This is a genomic window from Phenylobacterium sp., assembly GCF_030693625.1.
Lineage (GTDB): Bacteria > Pseudomonadota > Alphaproteobacteria > Caulobacterales > Caulobacteraceae > Phenylobacterium > Phenylobacterium ferrooxidans.
In genome coordinates this window covers 26,080-45,498 of sequence record NZ_JAUYAF010000080.1, presented here as the reverse complement: position 1 = coordinate 45,498, position 19,419 = coordinate 26,080, and the positions used below count along the sequence as shown (strand labels likewise).

Here is a 19,419-nt window from a genome sequence, read left to right as displayed (position 1 = left end):
CGCCCCTGCCGCGCCGATTGCGCCGGGCGTGCCCGCCGCGCCGGCCAGCCCCGACCCCGCCGCCACAGTCGGCGGCGATGGCTCCGCCATCACCCTCAACCCCCTCTCCAGCGCCGACCTGCAGTCAGCAGCCCTGCAGGGCGAGCTCGGATGCAGCTTCTCCACCCCGACCGCCTCGCCCCTGCTGGTGGCGATGGGCGTGGTCGCCTCGAAGGAACCCGCCCAGGGGGTGGTCAAGGTGATGGACTCCGTCGAGCGGGTGACCGCGCCGGGCGGCTTTGACGCCATGCTGAAGGGCGTGGCCTTCGTCGGCCAGGGCAAGACCGTCACCATCGCCCTGACGGGCGCGGCCCCGGTCGGCGGCGGCGAGTCCCCCGGCTACCCCGCCACCCTCACCTACGACCGCGCCGACGGCGCCAAGCTGGTCCTCACCGGCCTCTGGACCTGCGGGCCGTAGGCCTTGCTGGCGAACCAGATTGATGACACCTGACGGGCTTCCAAACCCCCAAAAGCCTAAGCAGCCCGAAACGATATGGGAGCGGGGAATCCGGTGGCCGCCCTCAGGGCCGCTGCGGTGGCTGGTCTTCTATTTGTTTCTCGTGACCATGGCGGGCGCCGTCATCTGGAGCGGTCTTGGGTTTGTCAGTCCAACGGGGCCCGCCCCGGTCACAGGGCATGTCTATCGCGTGCCGGGCGGCCGGCAGGCTCCGGACTTCTATGTCCGAGAGTTTGACGCCTTGGCGTTGCGGACAGCGGCGGCGCACGCCGGGCTCTTCCTCCTCATCTTTGGAGGGATCGGCCTGTTTAACGCTGGAGCGAAACCACGCCGAGCAGATCCAAGTGGCGACCCACCTCCTCCGTCGGCGCTATGAGTGTACTCCGCGTATGCGCGATCTCCAGGTAAAGCTTTCGGATGGGTCTGCGCGGCCATGCCGCATCGCGAATCCCTTGCAGGTATGGCCTTATGCACGGCTACCGACATCCGGCCCCGCTTGAGGACCCCATGCTGAATACGCTGTTTTCGCGCGCCGGAGCCGAGTGGGCCTCCGCGGCCCTGGTCTTCGTGGTCAGCCTGATGGCCGGCCGCCATGCCGCCCAGGGCATGGAGGTGATCCAGTGGGCCGGCGCGGTCACCGCGGTGCTGGGCTCGGTGACGGTGGCGGTCTGGGTGCGGATCGCGCCGGCGCCGGCCAAGGTTCCCGCCCGTCAGGACGACTGACGCGAAACCCGGCAACCCGCGCGCCAGTCCGCCTCAAGCGTGACCACTCGCCGCAGCCTGACCACATTCCATGTTTACCGTGACGTACGACCCTGAACTCGCACGTCAACTGGAGGGCATAGGAGACCCCATGCTCAAGTCGATCATCGCCCATATCCCCGCCGAACGCGCCGCCATGGCCTTCGTCATCCTGGCCAGCGCCCTGGTGGGCCGTCAGGCGGCCATCGGCATGGACACCGCCCAGGGCGTCAGCGGCCTGGCCGCGATCCTCGGGTCCTCGATGCTGGTGATCATGGTCAGGTCCTGGCCCAAGCCCGAACAGGCCAAGGTCCGCGCCCGCCGCGACGACTAATCGGCGTGAACGTCGAGGCCTAGCGCCGTCAGCAGGCGGTATTGCTGGCCGACGTCGACCTTCATCCCCTCATAGCTTGCTAGACCTGAGATGTTCAGGCCGCTGACCTCCGCGCCCCGCAGGTCGGCCTCCGCGAACCTGGCCCCACCGGTCAGGGCCTGGAACAGGTCGCACCTGCGCATGTCGGCGCCGGTGAGGTCGGCCTCCCGCAGGTCGGTCTCCCGCAGCGAGACATTGGTCAGGTCCGCGCCGGCCAGCCGCGCCTGGGCGAGGTCGGCCAGCTCCAGGCTGCAGCCGGAGAACGACACCTGGGTGCGGATCACCTTGCGGCCGAACGCCCGGCTGAAGTCGGCCCCCACGAAGGCCGCCCCCCGCAGGTTACAGGTCTCGAACTGCGCCCCGTACAGGCTCGATCGCTCGAACCGCGCGAAGGACAGGTCGCAGCGCGTGAAGCGCACCTCATCGAGACCGCAATGGGCAAATGTCGGCCCATGTTGTCCTTGCGCGAACTGGCAGTCCTCAAAGTGCGCGTCGCGCAGGTTGGCATGGGCGAACCGCGCGCCAAGGATGCGGCAGCCCTTGAATTTGCTGCCTTCCAGCACCGTCTCCGAGAACTGCGCCCCCTCGATGGTGCAGCCCACGAACACCGCGTCGGTGCAATCGGCGTCAGACCAGTCGGCCATCGACAGGTCTTGGTCGGTCGCCCCCTCTGAAAAGGCCATTTCTTCCATCCGTGGCGACCGACATGTGCGTCAGAGCTTGACCTGAATCTCCCCGCCGCCGGCGCGGAATTTGGCGCTCATCTCCGCCATGCCCTGGGCCACATCGTTCTGTTTGGCCGCCGTCTCGCGGATCTCCTGGCTGATCTTCATGGAGCAGAACTTGGGACCGCACATGGAGCAGAAGTGGGCGGTCTTGAAGGCCTCCTTGGGCAGGCTCTCGTCGTGGTACTGCCGCGCCGTCTCCGGATCGAGGCCGAGGTTGAACTGGTCCTCCCAGCGGAACTCGAACCGCGCCCGGCTCAGCGCGTCGTCCCAGGCCCGGGCCGTCGGGTGGCCCTTGGCCAGGTCGGCGGCGTGGGCGGCGATCTTGTAGGTGATCACCCCTTGCTTGACGTCCTCCCGGTCGGGCAGGCCCAGGTGCTCCTTGGGGGTCACGTAGCAGAGCATGGCGGTGCCGAACCAACCGATCATGGCCGCCCCGATGCCGCTGGTGATGTGGTCATAGCCCGGCGCGATGTCCGTGGTCAGCGGGCCCAGGGTGTAGAACGGGGCCTCGCCGCAGACCTTCAGCTGCTTGTCCATGTTGGCCTTGATCTTGTGCATCGGCACGTGGCCGGGGCCCTCGATCATGGTCTGGACCCCGTGCTTCCAGGCCACCTGGGTCAGTTCCCCCAGGGTCTCCAGCTCGGCGAACTGGGCCGCGTCATTGGCGTCGGCGATGGACCCCGGCCGCAGGCCGTCCCCCAGGCTGAACGACACGTCATAGGCCCGCATGATCTGGCAGATGTCCTCGAAGTGCTCGTAGAGGAAGTTCTCCTTGTGGTGGGCCAGGCACCACTTGGCCATGATCGAGCCGCCTCGGCTGACGATCCCGGTCACCCGCTTGGCGGTCAGCGGCACATAGGACAGCCGCACCCCGGCGTGGATGGTGAAGTAGTCCACCCCCTGCTCGGCCTGCTCGATCAGGGTGTCGCGGAACACCTCCCAGGTCAGGTCCTCGGCGACCCCGTCCACCTTCTCCAGGGCCTGGTAGATCGGCACCGTCCCGATCGGCACAGGGCTGTTCCTGATGATCCAGTCGCGGATGTTGTGGATGTTGCGGCCGGTGGACAGGTCCATCACCGTGTCGGCCCCCCAGCGGATCGCCCACACCATCTTGTCCACCTCGTCGGCCACGGTGGAGAGCACCGCGGAGTTGCCGATATTGGCGTTGATCTTGACCAGGAAGTTGCGGCCGATGGCCATCGGCTCCAGCTCGGTGTGGTTGATGTTGGCCGGGATGATCGCCCGTCCTCGGGCCACCTCGGAGCGCACGAATTCCGGGGTGCAGAAATCCGGGATCTCGGCCCCGAAGTCCTCGCCGTCGCGGATGAAGCCGTCGCCCGCCTGACGGCGCAGGTTCTCGCGGATGGAGACGTACTCCATCTCCGGCGTGATGATGCCACGCCGCGCGTAGTCCATCTGGGTGACGCATCCGGCGCCCTTGGCGCGGTAGATGCGGCGCGGAGCCTTGAATTCCGGCGCCAGATGCACGCCTGCGGCCCCGCCATTGTCCTCGGGTTTCACGGCGCGCGGGTTGGTCACCACTTCCACGTCACCGCGTGAGACCACCCAGGGCTCACGGGTCCGCGCCAGGCCCTGCTCGATGTCGATGGTCGCGGTGGGGTCGGTGTAGGGGCCCGACGGATCGTAGATCGTCACCGGCGGTTCGTTGGCGCTGGGATGCACCGCCACCTCGCGGAACGGCACCCGGATGTCGGGCCACAGCAGGCCAGGCTGATAGACCTTGCGCGAGCCAGGACGCTCCCCGGTCGGGATGGCACCATTGCTGGGGACGGGGGTCTGGAAATTCATGCGCGGGCTCCTGCCTTGATTAAGGAGACCCGGACGTGTCGCGCAGAGTGGTCGTGCGGGGCAGTCCCGCGTTCCCTCCCTTCGCCGGCATGACCCGGATCAGGTTCGGCGGGTCGCGGGGACAGACCCGCCTCTCAGCCGCTGCGGCGACTCCCCGGAGAAGGCCCCACGCTACCGCGATCGCCCGACAAATGCCATCGTCCTGCGTTGATCTCGGCCCCCCAAGCCAAGGAAGCGCCCCATGATCCGCCTGCTCCCTCTCGTCCTCGCCGCCGTGGCGCTTTCCGCCGGCGCCTCCCAGGCCCTGGCCGCCGATCCCGCCCCCGGCCGCCAGTGCTTCCGCGTCAGCCAGATGGACGGCCACACGGTGGGCGATCCCAAGACCCTCTATGTCGGCGTCCGCAACAAGGACGTCTTCCGCATCGAGATGAACGGATCCTGCCTGGCCGGAGCCAGCATGGGCGATCCCCTGGTGATCGAGACCGCGGGCGGCAACGATCTGGTCTGCCGCCCGATCGACCTCAGCCTGAAGGTCGCCGGGACCATCGGTCTCTCGCCCTGCATCGTGAAGTCGATCACCAGGTTGACCCCGCCGCAGATCGCCAGCCTGCCGCCCAAGCTCAAGCCGTAGCTCGCGAAAAGCCCGGGCGGCATGCTAGTCAGGGAGCCTAGGAGTTCCCCATGCATCTCGCCCGTTTCCCGCGCGCGCGCTTCGCGCACCTGCCCACGCCCATGGAGCCCATGTCCGGCCTCAGCGCCGCCCTGGGCGGTCCCGAACTGTGGGTGAAGCGCGACGATTGCACCGGTCTGGCAGGGGGCGGCAATAAGACCCGAAAACTGGAATTCCTGCTGGGCGACGCCCTGGACCAGGGCTGCGACACGCTGGTGACGCAGGGGGCTGTACAGTCCAACCACGTGCGCCAGACGGCCGCCGCCGCCGCCCGCTTCGGCCTGGCCTGTGAGATCATCCTGGAGGAACGGACCGGCTCCAGGGCGGTGGACTACAACACCTCCGGCAATGTGCTGCTGGACCGGCTGCTGGGGGGCAAGCTGCGCACCGTGCCCGCCGGGACCGACATGAACGCCGAGCTGGCCAAGGTCGCCGACGAGGTCCGCGGCCGAGGCGGCGTGCCCTACATCATCCCCGGCGGCGGCTCCAACGCCATCGGCGCCCTGGGCTATGTGGACTGCGCCATCGAACTGGTGCGCCAGGCCGATGAGCAGGGGATCGTCATCGACCGCATCGTCACGGCCACCGGCAGCGCGGGCACCCATGCCGGCCTGGTGGCGGGCCTGGCCCTGATCGGCGCCGACATTCCGGTGCTGGGCATTGGCGTGCGCGCCCCGAAGGAAATCCAGGAAGCCAATGTCCACAAGCTGGCCGTTGAGACCGCGGCAATGCTGGGCCACGGCGAGCGCGTCACCCGGGAGATGACCGTCGCCGACTGCGACTATGTGGGCGCGGGCTACGGCCTCATCGACCAGGCGGTGATCGACGGCCTGAAGCTCGTGGCCCGCACCGAGGCCCTGCTGCTGGATCCGGTCTATACCGGCAAGGCGATGAAGGGCCTGATCGCACTCACCAAGGCCGGCGCCTTCCGGGACGAGACGGTGGTGTTCCTGCACACCGGCGGCGCCCAGGGACTGTTCGGCTACGCCACCGAACTGGAAGGAACCCTGGCATGAGCCTCGTCCTCGGCGTCCTCGGGGGCATGGGCCCCGCCGCCACCCTCGACTTCCTCACCAAGCTCCAGGCCTTCACCCCCGTGAAGCAGGAGAAGGACCACATCCGGGTGATCGTCGACATCAACCCACAGGTTCCAGACCGCAACGATCCCTTCGCCAAGCCTGGGCCTGTCCTGGCCGAGATGGCCGGCGCCCTGCATGGCGCGGGCGCCGAGGTGCTGGCCATCGCCTGCAACACCGCTCACGCCCATGCCGACCTGATCACCCGGGCCTCGGGTCTGCCGCTGATCGACATGATCCAGACGGCCTCGCACGCCGCGCGGGACACCGGCGCCCGGCGCGCCGGTGTGCTGGGCACCAAGCAGGCGATCCGGCTCTACCGCGAGTATCTGGCCGCCCAGGGCATGGGTCTGGTCACCCTGCCGCCTGAGGCCCAGGAGGGCTTCATGACCCTGTTGGCCAAGATCAAGGCGGGCGACGTCGGGCCTGAGGTCCGCCAGGGCATGGCCGACCTGGCCCAGATCCTGGTTGCGGACGGAGCCGAGGCGATCATCGCCGGCTGCACTGAAGTGCCGCTGGTGCTGGGTCCCAAGGACGTCGGCAAGCCGCTTCTCGACGCCGGCGAACTGCTCGCCAGGCGCTGCGTGGACGTCTGCCTCGGCTATGAGCCGGTCCCGATTCTAGAGACGTGAAGCGCCGAACGTATCGCAGTTGGCGGGATCGCCGTTCTGCACCCCGGCGCGGAACCAGCGCATGCGCTGCTCGCTGGTGCCGTGGGTGAAGGCGTCAGGCATGACCCGGCCCTGCGACTGCTTTTGAAGGGTGTCGTCCCCGACCGCAGCGGCGGCGTTCAGACCGTCCTCGATATCCTTGGGATCGAGCGCCACCTGACCGTCGGAAGCTTCCGACGCCCGGGCCGCCCAAACGCCGGCATAGCAGTCGGCCTGCAGCTCCAGGCGCACCGAGCCTGAGTCCACGCCCTTGGCGCCGAACTGCTTGGCCTTGTCCATCTGGCCGGTGATGTTCTGGACGTGGTGGGCGACCTCGTGGGCGATGACATAGGCCCGCGCCGCGTCGCCCTGGGCGCCGAAGCGACCTGAGAGTTCCTGCCAGAAGGAGAGGTCGAGATAGACCTTGCGGTCCGGCGGACAATAGAACGGCCCCATGGCCGACTGTCCCATGCCGCAGCCCGTCCCGGTGGCGCGGTCATAGATCACGATGCCCGCGGGGGGATCGTAGCTGCGATTGGAGGCCTTGAAGATCTGGGTCCAGACATCGCTGGTGGAAGTCTCGATAACGTCGACGAACTGGGCGTCGCGATCGGCCGGCGTGCCGCGCACGCCCTCCTGCTGCTCAGCCCCGCCGCCCGCGCCGTTGACCACGCTGAGGGTCGTCGAGGGGTCGATGCCGAACACGAAGTAGCCCACGGCCGCCAGCAGCAGGCCGCCGATCCCGACGCCCCCCGCAACAGGCCCGAGCCCGCGCCGATCCTCAACATTGCCGCCGCGGCGTCCACCGTCCCAACGCATGGCCATCTCCTCCAACCCTGGCCGCCTCAACGCGCCAGACTGGCCGAGGATGCGGCGGAACGGCGCCGCTGTCAGCTAGTTCGGCGGATTGGCCTTTTCGAGGAAGGTCACCGTCGCCTGCAGCATCTGGATGCGGGTCGCCCCCCGAGACAGCCAGTGGTCCTCGGCGCTGAGGGTCACCAGCTCCACTGGCCTGCCAACCGCAGTCAGGGCGTCGGCCATGAACTGGCTTTGCTCAAAGGGCACCACCAGATCGTCCTTGCCATGGATCAGCAGCACCGGCGCCTTGACCTTGGCAGCCTGGCGCGCCGGGGAATAAGCGTCGAGCCCGCTCTCATCCTCGCCCTCCACGCCCATGAAGCGTCGCCAAAAACGCAGGGTGTCGTTTCGGCCACCTCCGAGGTTGCCCCGCTTCCACATCAGGAAGCGACGGAGATCTGAAATCCCCGCAACTGCCACGGCGCAGCGGTAGACCCCAGGCTCCAGGGCGACGCCCGCCAGGGCGGCGTAACCGCCGTAGCTGTGCCCGACGATGCACACCCGCTTGGTATCTATGGCGCCCTGGGTCGACAGGTGCTTCACGCCATCGGAAAGGTCGGTCTGCATCTTGCGGCCCCACTCTCCGTAGCCAGCGGCCGTGAAGCTGGGGCCGTAGCCCTCGGATCCGCGGAAATTCGGCTGCAGCACGACATAGCCGCGGGATGCCAGAGCCTGCCGCCACCAATCGAAGTCGACGGTGTCGAAGGACTGAGGTCCGCCGTGAGGCATCACCACCAGCGGCAGGTTCTTGGGATCGCGGCCCTTGGGCATTGTCAGGACGGCGGGAATTTCCAGGCCGTCCGCGGCCTTGTAAGTGATCATGGTCGTGACGGAGAGCTCGTCAGGACCCAGGCCGGCCTGCATGTCATCCACCATCGAGGCGCGACCGGCGGCGAGATCGACGAACATGTAGGCCGCGCCAGTCTTCGGGCCCTGGACCTTGACCACCACCTGCTTTCGGTTGTCGGACCAGCTCTCCAGCGTCACCCGCTCACTGCCGAAGGCACGCTTGATCTTGTTCCAGCTCGCCTGATCTTCCGGCGCGAAGAAGGTCATGGTGTTGGCGTCGTCATTCTCCACGACACCAATGATGCGGCGCGTGACGCCGTCGAACAGGAACTCCAGGACGCCGTTCTTCAGCGCCAGCGGCTCCCCCTCCTTACCGGTCTTCAGGGAGAGAGGCTTGAAGACATAGCGGCCCTCATCGATCCGCGCGATCAGCAAGGTGTCGGGCGCCGGGCCGAGGCCAATGACGGACGGCTCATCCAGCGGCGCGTTCTCGGAAAGCACCGGATACCATTTCGGGCCGACCCGAACGAGTAATCTCCAGTCGCCGTCCTTGCGGTCATATTCGGTCTTGGCGATCGTCGCGCCGGTCCCATCCAGCACCCAGTTCGTGCTGATGTCCCCTATGCTTGGGCCGGAATCCAGCAGCCGCGTGGGGCCGCCGGCGACGTCGACGCGATAGAGGCTTTGCAGGCTGTCGACACCGCTGATCCTCATCGCGACGGCGTAGATGCTGGGAACGCCATCAACGATCCCCACGTTGACGCCGCCATTGGTGAAGTTGCCGACGCCAGGCGTCTTGTCGAGCACGAGCTGGAAGGTGCGCCTCTCGATGTCGTAGACTCGAGTCTGCCAAATCTCATTGCGGCCGGTGAACTCGACGGACGAGCTGTTGCTTCGGACGCGGGCCGTTGTGGATGTCGAGAAGGCGATCCGTCCATTTCCGACCCAGAAGATGTCGCGCAGCTTCTCGTTGCCCACGGCCACCCCGGCGAGCATTTTCCCATCCGCCAGGTTCTGCACCATGATCTTGCGGCTCTCACCCTCGGGGCGGACATAGGCCAGCTTGGTTCCGTCCGGAGAGACCAGCACCTGTTCCAGGGTCGGAAGGCGCCCGTAGGTCTCAATCGGTGGCGGGGCGGCAGCGGCGGGCCAGGCAAAGAGCGCCGCGCACAGCGCGACCACCAAGATTCGAAACATGAAGCCCCCCCGGGCGCTGAGCGCAGTAAAGCCACCACCATGGGTAGCCCTGACGTTATTCCTGGCGCACGCCGCGCGTGCAAGCCACAACTGCGAAGCTTGCTAGCGCCTGTTCGTGGCCGCGGCCCGGACCCGCGCGTTGGACTCGGCCATCCAGGCGTCGATGTTGGCCGGCAAGACGGCAGGCGGCGCGGCCTGTGTGGCGTCCGTGGCGGGGAGGCGCGAGGCCACTAGCCGACCCTCAAGATCACGCAGCCGGGTCTCCGTCTGCATCTGGGCTTCAAGAGCGCCGACCTGGTTCTCCAGGGCGACAGAGCGCTGCTGGGCCATCCGGTTGGCGGCCTGCTGCTCGTGCCACATCGCCTCATAATAGGCGCTGAGGTTCGCGTCCTGCGCCAAGGCAGGGCCCGCGCCGATTACGGCGAGGATCAGGGCTGTAAACAGGGCGCGCATCTCGGATGCAGAACGCGCGAGACCTCTGCTTGGGTCCCTAGCGCCGCGACACGCTGAACCGGGCCAGTTGCTCGCGGGGCGCGGCCCACTCCGGCTGCATCTCCAACGCCTTTTGGTAGTCGAAATAGGCGGACTTAGCGTCCTCCAGGCCTTCGTAAGCCAGCGCCCGGTTGTAGTAGGCCTTGGCGGGTTCGAGCAGGCCCAGTTCCAGCCCCTTGTTGATATCGGGCAGGCTGTCGGCGTAGCGGCGCTGGCCGATCGATGCGGCGCCGCGGTTCACATAGGCCTCGCCCATGCCAGGCTGGAGCTTCACCGCCTGGTCGAAGTCTCGGGTCGCCTCGGGATAGGTGCCCCGCCGCAGCTTCAGGACGCCGCGATTGACCAGGGTGCCGGCGCGGTCGCGGGCGTTCAGGAATTCGGAATCCAGCGCGTCGGTGCACAGCTGCTGGAACCTGATGTCGCTTTCGCCACTGATCGCCGCATCGGAACAGGCCTCAGCCATCCCGCCGCCGATCACTGTCACCGCGGCCTGGGCCGAGCCTGCGAAAAGAGCCACCGCCAAGGCGCCTGCCGCCGATACTGTCCTGATCATGCCTGGCCTCCATCTGACCTGGAGCCGGGTTCCGAGCGCCGAAGGCCCTGAAAGGAACCTGACTTGGCCATCAGAATCTTCCCGTACCGCCGGGCTGTCAACGCAGGGTTTCTAAAGCCCTTCGCGCGATGAGGCCCTTCAGGATGCGCGGAAGCGGCGGGTCTCGCGAAGGAGGATGTAGATACTGCTTCCGGCCACGACGAGGGCGCCCGCCAGGGTGGCCAGGCGCGGTGTTTCCTCCCACACGAGGAAGCCGATGATGCTGGCCCAGATCAGCTGGGTGTAGTCGAAGGGCGCCACCACGGCGACCGGCGCTCGGCGGATGGCCTCGGTCAGGAAGAGCTGCCCCACCCCGCCGATCAGGCCGGCGAGGATCAGCAGGGCCAGGGTCGTCATGTCGGGGATGACCCAGCCGAAGGGAAGGCTGGCCAAGCCAAGCACCATGCCGGCGAGGGTGAAATAGAAGACGATGGTGGCCCCGGGCTCGGTGCGGCCGATCTCGCGGATGGCGATCATGGCGCCGGCCGAGCCGACGGCGGCCACCAAGGCGAAGACGGTGCCCTTCACCGCCATATGGGAGGGGTCGGGGTTGATCATGATCAGGACCCCGACTAGGCCCACCACGACCGCACCCCAACGATGCAGACCGACCGTCTCCTTGAGGATCAGCGCCGACAGGGCGGTCATGAACAAGGGGGCGGAGAAGGACAGCGCCGTGGATTCTGTCAGCGGCAGCAGGCTGACCGCGGTGAAGCCGCAGACCATGCCGGTCAGGCCGACCGTCGAACGCATCAGGTGGCCCAGGGGCCGTTTGGTTTTCAGCACCGAGAAACCGGTGGTCCGGGCGATGTAGATCAACACCGGTACAAAGGCGAAGGCGTTGCGGAAGAAGATGATTTCCAGCACCGGGACGCCCCGGCTGGAGCACCACTTCACCAAGGCGGCCAGCCCCGCCATGCAGACCATCGCCGCCACCCGCAGGGCGATGCCCATGCCGTTGTTCTGCACGGTCATGTGGGCGGGCGCGGGCTTGCGGGTCATGCCACGGCCTTAGGGCGTTCGGAGGGCGGGCGCCATCCCCGGACGGTGCCTAGGTCAGAACCAGTCCCGCCTGGGCCAGGGAATTTACGAAGGCCTGGGTGATCCGCCCGTAGTTCTCGACGCTCGCCTTGAAGTCGTCGCGCGCGTGAACGTGGCTCGGCACCACCAGGCCCCGATCGCTCGCCCGTTCACAGAAGCCCATCTCGAGCAGCTTGCCGCCATGGCGGCGGGCGGTCTCGTAGGGCAGCCGGAGGTCGCGCGCGAGAGCGTAGACGCTGACGCTGCGCCGCAGGGCGTCAGGCGGAATCTCGTCCAGGCCGCTGAAGGTGGCCGCCAGGGTGGGGTCTAGGGTCACGTGCAAGGTGTTGGCCCGGACGATCGCAAGGAACATCAGGCCCTCCACCAGATCGAGGCCCAGGTTGGTCGTGAGCAGTGCGATGGTGTTGAGGAAGTAGTCGCTCGAAAGCCGCACCACCTCACGGGGCATGTAGGGGCCCCCGCCTGGGGTCTCGGGCGCCCGGCCACAGGTGGCTACGATCCCTGCGTCGGCCAGCGCCCGAGCGTAACGGATGGTTGTGTGGAAGTTGGTGGCCACGGCTTGGCGAACCTCGGGCCGGTCGTTGACCTCAGGCGGGAACACCACCCCGCCATCGCCCTGGCGCTCGCATAGACCCTTCGCCAGCAGCTTGCGGATATGGCGCCGCGCGGTTTCGTAGGGCAAACGCAGTTCACGGGCGATGGCGTAGACGCTTACAGGCTTGCGGAAGACCTCGGGCGGCCGGTCGCCGGGCTCGAAATAGGCTAGAGCCAGTTCCGGATCGTCCAGCATATGCCGCACATTGGCGCGGACGATGGCCAGGAAGATCATCCCGGTCACCAGGTCGGTATCGATGGCCGTGGTGATGACCTGGGAGGTGTTCAGGAAGAAGTCTCCGGCGAGGCGAACGACCTGACGGCGGACATCAGGGGGAAGTGTCGGGGCGTCCAGGTCTGACATCTACATCCTGATGGGCATGGCGGGTTCGCGAACCCAAGTTATTGAGATTCTCGAAGCCAAGACGGGCCGCGGCCCACACGGTCGAAGTTGTCGCAGATGATACGGCCCAAGATTGGTCATGGACGCGACACAGGCGGCGGATATGCTGAGGCCATGTTTCCGCCGCGCCACTATCCCACGCCCGCCGCCAAATGCGCCGACCTGGTGGTGCATATCACCGGCTTGACCCTGGCCCTGGTCGGCGGCGGTATCCTGCTGGGATTGTCGGTCAAGATCGGAACCCTCGGCCAGGTGGCCGCGGTGGCCGTTTACAGCGTGGCGATGGTGGCGATGCTGGCGCTGTCACTGGCTTACAATTTCGCCAAGCCGAGCTGGCGGCCGCTGCTGCGCCGTTTGGACCACGCGGGCATCTTCCTGATGATCGCGGGCTCCTACACGCCGTTCACGACCCAGAACCTCACCGGCGCCTGGTCTGTCGCCATGACCACGGCGGTCTGGTCGCTGGCGGCCATGGGCATTCTCGGCAAGCTGTTCCTCCCCGGCCTGGGGCGGCGTTTCTGGGTGGGACTATATCTCGCCCTGGGTTGGCTAGTGCTGGTGGCCATCAAGCCGATGATCGACGGCCTCTCGTGGATCTCGCTGCTGATGCTCGCCCTGGGCGGCGCGATCTATTCCACCGGCGCGGTCTTCTACTTGCTGGACAAGCTGCGGTTCCGCCGCGCCATCTGGCACGGCCACGTAGTGGGCGGCGCGGCTCTGCAGTATGTCGCCGTGCTGACCGGCGTCGTTCTGGCCCAGCACTGAGGGCCTAAGGCGCCACACCCTTCACGACCTTCATGGTGACCGGCTCGCCGGTGACCGCCCTGGCCTTCCAACTCTCGCTGGCGGGCAGTTCGGTGCAGAAGTTGAACGGCACGGCCACGGGCTTGGACTGCTTGAGGCAGACCTTTTCGCCCTTCAGGCTCCACGTCCCGCTGGAGGGCGTGCGGCGGCGGGTCTTCCCCGTATAGGTTCCGTCCTTCTTCAGCCACACCAGGGCGGTGCGGCCATCGGGATAGGTGGAGACCACCGTGTTGCCGAAGGCGCGGGCCAGCGGCAAGGGTTCGGCTGCAAGAACCGCCATGGGCGCCGCCGCGAGGCCAAAGGTCAGGAGCAGGGTGAAAGGGGTCATGTCGCGCCAAATCCGCCGGCGGAAATGACGCGGCTTGCTGACAATTTCGCAAACACGTGTCGGTTCCAAGGCGAAGTGACCGTGTCCGGAATCGGCCAGATGGCCTACCCTCCCCCATCGTCGGGTCCTGCTTCAACCTGATTGAAGAGTCCCCGATGGCCACCATCCACAAGGAAGTTTTCATTGACGACCTGGCCGACAAGGTCTGGGCCGCCATCGCCGACGTCGGCGCCCACGCTGCTCAAGGACCCCAGGCGGCCTGACGTTGGGTCACACTTTTCGGCCGCGCAACTTGGGTTCATGCTGCCCCAAGTTGGGTCCGCAGGCGCGGCCGGAATGACGTCTGCGTGGAACCTCGACCGAGGGCGGACGATGCACGATCTGGTGATCCGAAACGGGCGCGTGGTGGACGGCGCCGAGACCCCGGCCTTCCTGGCCGACATCGCGATCGACAACGGCAAGATCACCGCGGTGGGCAGGATCCCACAGGCCGGACGCCGAGAGATCGACGCTGGCGGCCTGATCGTCACCCCCGGCTGGGTGGATATCCATACCCACTACGATGGTCAGGTGACCTGGGACCCCTATCTGGCGCCGTCGAGCTGGCACGGGGTGACCACCGCGGTGATGGGTAATTGCGGCGTCGGCTTCGCGCCGGTGCGTCCCGACCGCCATGCCTGGCTGATCGAACTGATGGAAGGCGTCGAGGACATTCCCGGCGCGGCGCTGTCGGAAGGCATCCAGTGGACCTGGGAGACCTTCCCGCAATATCTCGACAGCCTGGAGGGCCAGCCCCGGGTGATCGACGTGGCCACCCAGGTGCCGCACGGCGCGGTGCGGGCCTATGTCATGGGCGAGCGCGGCGCGCGCAACGAACCCGCGACGGCTGAAGACATCGCCGAGATGTCGCGCATCGTCGGCGAGGGCGTGGCGGCCGGCGCCCTGGGCTTCTCCACCTCGCGCACCATGCTGCACCTGGCCAAGGACGGCGAGCCGGTGCCGGGCACCTTCGCGGCCGAGGACGAACTGCTGGGTATCGGCCGGGCCATGGGCCAAGCCGGCCACGGGGTCTTCGAGATGGCGTCCGACATGGCGCCCGCCGAGGACGAGTTCAACTGGATGCGGTCGCTGTCGGTCGAGACGGGCGTGCCGGTCACCTTTGGGCTGCTGCAGTCCCCAGTGAAGGCCGACGGCTGGCGTCGGCTGCTGCAGCTGACCGAGGAGGCGCGGGCGCAGGGCGCCCAGATCACCGCCCAGATCGCCTGCCGTCCGACCGGCATGGTGCTTGGCTGGCAGAGCACGGTGCATCCCTTCATCGGCCGAGACACCTATCGCAAGCTGGCCGCCCTGCCCTTCGCCGAGCGCATCGTGCAGCTGCGTGACGCCGAGGTCCGGGCCAGGATCCTGGCCGAGCCGTCACGGCCCATGGGCGCCATCGGCATGATCCTGACGCAAGGATTCGATCGCATGTTCCGGCTGGAGCACGCGGGCGGCCTGGACTACGAACCCCGCGCCGAGGACTCCATCGCGGCCCTGGCCAAGACCACCGGCCAGGCGCCCGACGCCATCGTCTACGACATGCTCATGGAGAAGGACGGCCAAGGCTACATCTACCTGCCGCTGCTCAACTACGCGGAGTTCAACTTCGACCATATCCACGAGATGATGACCCACTCCAACACGGTGCTCAGCCTGTCGGACGGCGGGGCCCATTGCGGGGTGATCTGCGACGCCAGCTTCCCCACCTACATGCTGACCCACTGGGTCCGCGACCGCTCGCGCGGCGCGCGCCTGAGCCTGGAGAAGGTGGTCTCCATGCAGACGCGCGACACCGCGCGGCTCTACGGGCTGCACGACCGCGGGACGCTCGCGCCCGGCATGAAGGCCGACCTCAACCTGATCGACTTCGAGAAGCTGGCCATCCTGGCCCCGGAGATGGCTTTCGACCTGCCCGCCCAGGGCCGCCGCCTGATCCAGCGCGCCCAGGGCTATGTCGCCACCATCGTCGAGGGCGTGGTCACCTTCGAGAACGGCGAGGCCACCGGCGAGATGCCCGGCAGGCTGATCCGTGGGCCGCAAGCCGCACCGATGGCCCAGGCGGCAGAGTAGCGCCTAGCCGATGTGCCCGCCGGCCCTGGCCCAGGTCAGGAAGTGCTCGGGCCAGTGCGAGGCGGACGAGCCCTCGGCCGCCCGCAGGCCGAAACCATGGGCGCCGCTCTCATAGACGTGCAGAGCCGCGGGCACGCCGAAGGCGCGCAGTTCCTGGAAGGGCTGGATCGAGTTGGCCACCGGGACGCGGGCGTCATCAGCGGCGTGGAAGAAGAAGGTCGGCGGCGTGGCCTTGGTGAAGCCTGGGAACATGTTCTCGCGCGGCCCCTTCGGCACGTTCAGATAGGGGTATCCCAGGCACATGAAGCTGGGCATGGCGCTCAACTTGTCGGCGGCGTCCACCGGCGGGTAGAGGGTCTCCGCGGCGCGCGCCACCAGGGCGCCGGCGATGGTTCCGCCGGCCGAGAAGCCCATGATCCCCACGCGCTTGGCGCCGGTTTCCCCGATCAGCAGGCGCAGGGCGCGCTGAGCGTCCTGAACCGGCGCGTCCTGGCCGGCGTCCCAGCCGTCGCCGGGCAGGCGGTACAACAGGGCGCCGGCGGCGACACCCTTGTCGGCCAGCCAGCGGCAGACCTCCTCGCCCTCCTTGTCGAACACCACGCGGTTGAAGGCGCCGCCGGCGATCACCAGCATGGCGGTGTCCGTCTTCATCTTTGGCCGATGCAGGCTGAAGCGCGGCCTCGTGATCCCGGAGATGTCGCGGCCGGTGTGCCCCTTGTCGACCACGTCGGTCGCCGTCTCGGTCACCGTCACCTTGGACCCGCCCGGCGCGCCGTTGGGCCACAGCTCTATCATCTGGCCCTCGCTCGGCTTGGCGGCGGCCTTGGCCGAGGTCGCGCCCATCAGGGCGGGGGTCAACAGCCCGGCGGCCAGCAGGCCGCGAAGATCAGTGTCGGTCATGGAGTAATCCTAGATCTGGCCAAGGCCGGCGAACAACACCGTATCCCGCGAGCCCTCACGGTAGAAGACCGGCGGATAGCCCAGCTCTGCGACAACCGTGATCGCGCCGCCGCCGCTGTGCGTGTCGCCGGTCCACGCATTCACCCAGTCAACGCCGGCCGGCAGGTAGACCTCTCGCTCGAGTTTTCCTTCACGGATCACCGGCGCCACCAGCAGGTCAGCGCCGTAGAGGTACTGGGTCTGGTCGACATAGGTCGCGCGATCCTCCTGGAAGTGCAGGAACATCGGCCGCTGCAGCGGCAGGCCGGTGGCCGCCGCCTCCGCCGATAGCCCCGCCACATAGGGGGCGAGGTGGCGATAGATTCGCGTCATCCGAGCGAAGTGGGCAAGCACCTGGGGATCGCCGTCCAGCTGCAGGTTTTCGTCGGGCCGGTTGCCCTCATGGGAGCGCATCACCGGCGTGAAGGCGGCCATCTCCGACCAGCGCATCAGCAGCTCGGCGGTGCGGACATTGCCGAACAGGCTGGTGTACCCGCCGATGTCGCTGTGATGGTAGGCGTTGCCCAGCAGGCCCGAGGACAGGGCTCCGCAGATCACAGTGCCGAGGCCGTCATGGCGGCTGAAATCCACCGACTGGTCACCGGCCCACAGCAGGGGGCAATGGGCCTGGACCCCGGTATAGCCGGCCCGCAGGAAGAACAGCGCCTCGCCGGTCATGCCGCGCTTGGCCACGGCGCGCGCATTGACCTCCGCCCACAGGGGCGGCCAGGCGTTGTGCATCAGCATGCCGTCGACGCCGTTGGCGAGCCTCACGTCGGTGGGCAGGTATTCGCCGAAATCGGCCATCCAGCCCGACAGGCCGAAGTCCAGCATCTGGCGTCCGATGATCTCCTCCTCGAACCACTCGCAGGCCTCCGGGATCGTGAAGTCCACCACGCCGCAGTCGAACTCGCCGAAGTCGACGATGTACGGGCCGGCGCCGTCGAGGGTCAGGGCCAGATAGCCCTTGGCCTCGGCCACCTCATAGAAGCTGCCGTCCACCGCTAGATAGGGGTTCACGTAGCCCAGGAAACGGATGCCCTTGGCTCGCAGCTCGCCGATCTGGGTGTCCAGGTCGGGATAGCGCTTGGGATTCCACTTCCAGTCCCAGAACAGCCGCTTGCCGAAGGAGGTGATGCGCAGGCCCACCCAGTCCTCGCACCACAGGCCTGCGACCTTCACGTCGGCGTCGAGGAAGTTCTGCAGACGGTCGAAGCTTTCGGCACCCTGCTTCAGGCCGACGACGGCGCCCTCCAGCACCCAGGTCGGAAGCTGCGGCTGGCGGCCGAAACGCTCCGATAGAACCCCGACGATCTCGACGAAGGTGTCGCGCGCCCAGACCTCGATCTTGGCCGGAATCTCCCAGACCTCGATCTCGTGGAAGCCGTCATGACGAAAATCGAAGACGCTGTAGGCCGTGGTGTCCACGTGCAGGGCGTAGAGTCGCGACGAGACATAGGTCGGCTGCGGATAGTTGGTGTTGAAATAGTCCCCGCCCGCGCCGGCCAGGTCGGCCTGCAGGGTGATCATCTTGCTCTTGTCGCGCCCTACACCGGGCTCGGAGGTCCAGAGGGGGAAGCGTCGGCCGCGCATGTCGAAATAGGACATCTGCTCGCCACCGCCCCAGACATGCTCGCCGACCTCGGCCACCGTACGGATCCACATACGGTTTAGGGTCGGATCGGTCGCTTGCATGGCGATGGCGCCTGCGGCGATCGTCACGACCAGGAGGGGCGTCTCGGCGGCCGATGGGGCCAAGGTGACGGAGACCGCCTCGCCCTCCCGGATGACGGTGGCGGCGCGCAGCGGCACGCGCTCGATCACATAATCAGCGATCTTGAAATTGCCCCGCAGCATCTCGACCTCGGACTCGCCGCGACCGACGAAGACGCAGGGCGCCTCGGCGGTGTGACGCAGGATCACCCGCCCGGCCTCGACAATGTCAAAGCCGGTGGGCCGCTCGATCAGCTGCATACAAACTCCTCTGCCCAGAATCCCTGGGGTCCGCGCGTACAGTTCTCATGCGGTCGGCCGATCTGCGCGGGCTGCGTTCGCGAGACAGCCCCATCAAGGAATATGTCATATACCCATATAACTGTGGGGCTTCCCAACTCATGGTGCGGGGATGCCGCCCCTGATCGGGAAACCGTCAGGCGTCATTACGGCGTCACGATCCGCTCCAACTTCGGCAGCTAAGACGATCCAGCCCTGGGCGTGCGAAATGCGGGCGGCCCAGGCGCTTCTCATTCCGCTCGCGGCGGAACCCAGCCGGACTCCGGAGCTTTCTGTCCTCACATTCCAGCGAGGCGCTCATGAGTATTTTCGGCAAGATCTTCGACAAGATTTTCAATCACAAGAAGGTGGCCGCTCCGGCTCCCGCACCCAAGCCGGCCGCCCCCGCCGCCGCGCCGGCCGCGGCTCCGGCCCCTGCGCCCGTGGATGTCGAGGCTGTGCTCACTGAGCTCGCCGCACAGAAGGGTGGCGGCGGCAACTGGCGCACCTCCATCGTCGACCTGCTGAAGATGCTCGACCTGGATTCCAGCCTGGACGCCCGCACCGAGCTGGCCGGGGAACTCGGCGTCAACGCGGGCGCCCACGGCAGCGCCGAGCAGAACATCGCCCTGCAGAAGGCCGTCTGGAAGAAGCTCGCCGAGAACGGCGGCAAGGTCCCGGCCAGTCTCAAGGACTGACAGCACAAGGCGGCGAAGGGCGGCGGACGCCTTTCGCCGC

Annotated in this window: 20 protein-coding genes and 1 riboswitch; of the genes, 9 read left to right on the top strand and 11 right to left on the bottom strand. The window is 67.4% G+C overall.

Going from position 1 to position 19,419, the window contains the following annotated elements; translation table 11 throughout:
* The 3 genes from Q8N10_RS18750 to Q8N10_RS18740 form a co-directional block, all read left to right on the top strand.
* The coding region (locus Q8N10_RS18750) for a hypothetical protein (RefSeq protein WP_305663973.1) at positions 1–457 on the top strand (457 nt) is incomplete at its 5' end.
* 546 nt (positions 458–1,003) lie between these two features.
* Positions 1,004–1,219 carry a hypothetical protein gene (locus Q8N10_RS18745; protein WP_304775551.1) on the top strand — a complete coding sequence of 72 codons (216 nt, stop codon included), beginning with the start codon at positions 1,004–1,006 and terminating at the stop codon, positions 1,217–1,219.
* A gap of 130 nt (positions 1,220–1,349) precedes the next feature.
* Positions 1,350–1,571: a hypothetical protein gene (locus Q8N10_RS18740; protein ID WP_304775549.1), complete on the top strand. Its 222-nt coding sequence runs from the start codon at positions 1,350–1,352 to the stop codon at positions 1,569–1,571.
* On the opposite strand, the gene Q8N10_RS18735 is transcribed toward Q8N10_RS18740, so the two are convergent.
* Together Q8N10_RS18735 and thiC are read right to left on the bottom strand one after the other, a co-directional pair.
* Positions 1,568–2,293, bottom strand: coding sequence for a pentapeptide repeat-containing protein (locus Q8N10_RS18735; protein WP_304775547.1), 726 nt, complete (start codon positions 2,291–2,293; stop codon positions 1,568–1,570). The two genes, Q8N10_RS18740 and Q8N10_RS18735, sit on opposite strands and share 4 nt — an antisense overlap.
* Positions 2,294–2,323: 30 nt before the next feature.
* Positions 2,324–4,147 (bottom strand): phosphomethylpyrimidine synthase ThiC, encoded by a 1,824-nt coding sequence (gene thiC / locus Q8N10_RS18730; RefSeq protein ID WP_304775543.1) that lies wholly within the window; start codon positions 4,145–4,147, stop codon positions 2,324–2,326.
* A 59-nt stretch (positions 4,148–4,206) separates the two neighbouring features.
* Positions 4,207–4,314, bottom strand: a riboswitch (TPP riboswitch).
* Between the two features lie 74 nt (positions 4,315–4,388).
* On the opposite strand from thiC, the gene Q8N10_RS18725 reads away from it, so the two are divergent.
* Genes Q8N10_RS18725 through Q8N10_RS18715 form a run of 3 tightly spaced genes read left to right on the top strand, consistent with a single transcriptional unit; the run spans position 4,389 to position 6,525 of the window.
* Positions 4,389–4,778, top strand: a complete 390-nt coding sequence (locus Q8N10_RS18725) for a DUF6491 family protein (RefSeq protein ID WP_304775540.1) — start codon at positions 4,389–4,391, stop codon at positions 4,776–4,778.
* A 50-nt stretch (positions 4,779–4,828) separates the two neighbouring features.
* Entirely contained in the window at positions 4,829–5,833 is a 1,005-nt protein-coding gene (locus tag Q8N10_RS18720) for a D-cysteine desulfhydrase (RefSeq protein WP_304775538.1), read from the top strand.
* On the top strand, positions 5,830–6,525 hold the full coding sequence (locus Q8N10_RS18715) for an aspartate/glutamate racemase family protein (RefSeq protein WP_304775536.1): 696 nt from the start codon (positions 5,830–5,832) through the stop codon (positions 6,523–6,525). Before Q8N10_RS18720 ends, Q8N10_RS18715 begins: the two co-directional genes overlap by 4 nt.
* Here Q8N10_RS18715 and Q8N10_RS18710 read toward each other — a convergent pair.
* The 6 genes from Q8N10_RS18710 to Q8N10_RS18685 all read right to left on the bottom strand — a co-directional run bounded on the left by Q8N10_RS18710 (position 6,514) and on the right by Q8N10_RS18685 (position 12,470).
* Positions 6,514–7,362: a neutral zinc metallopeptidase gene (locus Q8N10_RS18710; protein ID WP_304775534.1), complete on the bottom strand. Its 849-nt coding sequence runs from the start codon at positions 7,360–7,362 to the stop codon at positions 6,514–6,516. The genes Q8N10_RS18715 and Q8N10_RS18710 overlap by 12 nt on opposite strands.
* A 75-nt stretch (positions 7,363–7,437) precedes the next feature.
* Entirely contained in the window at positions 7,438–9,387 is a 1,950-nt protein-coding gene (locus tag Q8N10_RS18705) for a S9 family peptidase (RefSeq protein WP_304775532.1), read from the bottom strand.
* 102 nt (positions 9,388–9,489) lie between these two features.
* A complete protein-coding gene (locus tag Q8N10_RS18700) occupies positions 9,490–9,840 on the bottom strand; it encodes a hypothetical protein (protein WP_304775529.1) in 351 nt (116 codons plus the stop codon).
* Positions 9,841–9,877: 37 nt separating this feature from the next.
* Complete coding sequence (locus tag Q8N10_RS18695) at positions 9,878–10,432, bottom strand: hypothetical protein (protein ID WP_304775527.1); 555 nt, start codon at positions 10,430–10,432, stop codon at positions 9,878–9,880.
* A gap of 138 nt (positions 10,433–10,570) precedes the next feature.
* Positions 10,571–11,473, bottom strand: coding sequence for a DMT family transporter (locus Q8N10_RS18690; RefSeq protein ID WP_304775525.1), 903 nt, complete (start codon positions 11,471–11,473; stop codon positions 10,571–10,573).
* A 49-nt stretch (positions 11,474–11,522) separates the two neighbouring features.
* A complete protein-coding gene (locus Q8N10_RS18685) occupies positions 11,523–12,470 on the bottom strand; it encodes a hypothetical protein (protein ID WP_304775522.1) in 948 nt (315 codons plus the stop codon).
* A gap of 153 nt (positions 12,471–12,623) precedes the next feature.
* On the opposite strand from Q8N10_RS18685, the gene Q8N10_RS18680 reads away from it, so the two are divergent.
* On the top strand, positions 12,624–13,274 hold the full coding sequence (locus Q8N10_RS18680) for a hemolysin III family protein (protein WP_304775519.1): 651 nt from the start codon (positions 12,624–12,626) through the stop codon (positions 13,272–13,274).
* A 4-nt stretch (positions 13,275–13,278) separates the two neighbouring features.
* On the opposite strand, the gene Q8N10_RS18675 is transcribed toward Q8N10_RS18680, so the two are convergent.
* The gene (locus Q8N10_RS18675) at positions 13,279–13,641 is read right to left on the bottom strand and encodes a hypothetical protein (protein WP_304775518.1); all 363 of its coding nucleotides are present in this window, start codon (positions 13,639–13,641) and stop codon (positions 13,279–13,281) included.
* Positions 13,642–13,977: 336 nt separating this feature from the next.
* On the opposite strand from Q8N10_RS18675, the gene Q8N10_RS18670 reads away from it, so the two are divergent.
* A complete protein-coding gene (locus tag Q8N10_RS18670; protein WP_304775517.1) occupies positions 13,978–15,750 on the top strand; it encodes an amidohydrolase family protein in 1,773 nt (590 codons plus the stop codon).
* Between the two features lie 3 nt (positions 15,751–15,753).
* On the opposite strand, the gene Q8N10_RS18665 is transcribed toward Q8N10_RS18670, so the two are convergent.
* Positions 15,754–16,650: an alpha/beta hydrolase gene (locus Q8N10_RS18665; protein WP_304775515.1), complete on the bottom strand. Its 897-nt coding sequence runs from the start codon at positions 16,648–16,650 to the stop codon at positions 15,754–15,756.
* 9 nt (positions 16,651–16,659) lie between these two features.
* Positions 16,660–18,663, bottom strand: coding sequence for an alpha-glucosidase (locus Q8N10_RS18660; protein ID WP_304775512.1), 2,004 nt, complete (start codon positions 18,661–18,663; stop codon positions 16,660–16,662).
* A 338-nt stretch (positions 18,664–19,001) separates the two neighbouring features.
* Here Q8N10_RS18660 and Q8N10_RS18655 point away from each other — a divergent pair, with 338 nt between their 5' ends.
* A complete protein-coding gene (locus Q8N10_RS18655) occupies positions 19,002–19,379 on the top strand; it encodes a DUF3597 domain-containing protein (protein ID WP_304775511.1) in 378 nt (125 codons plus the stop codon).
* Positions 19,380–19,419 lie beyond the last annotated feature (40 nt).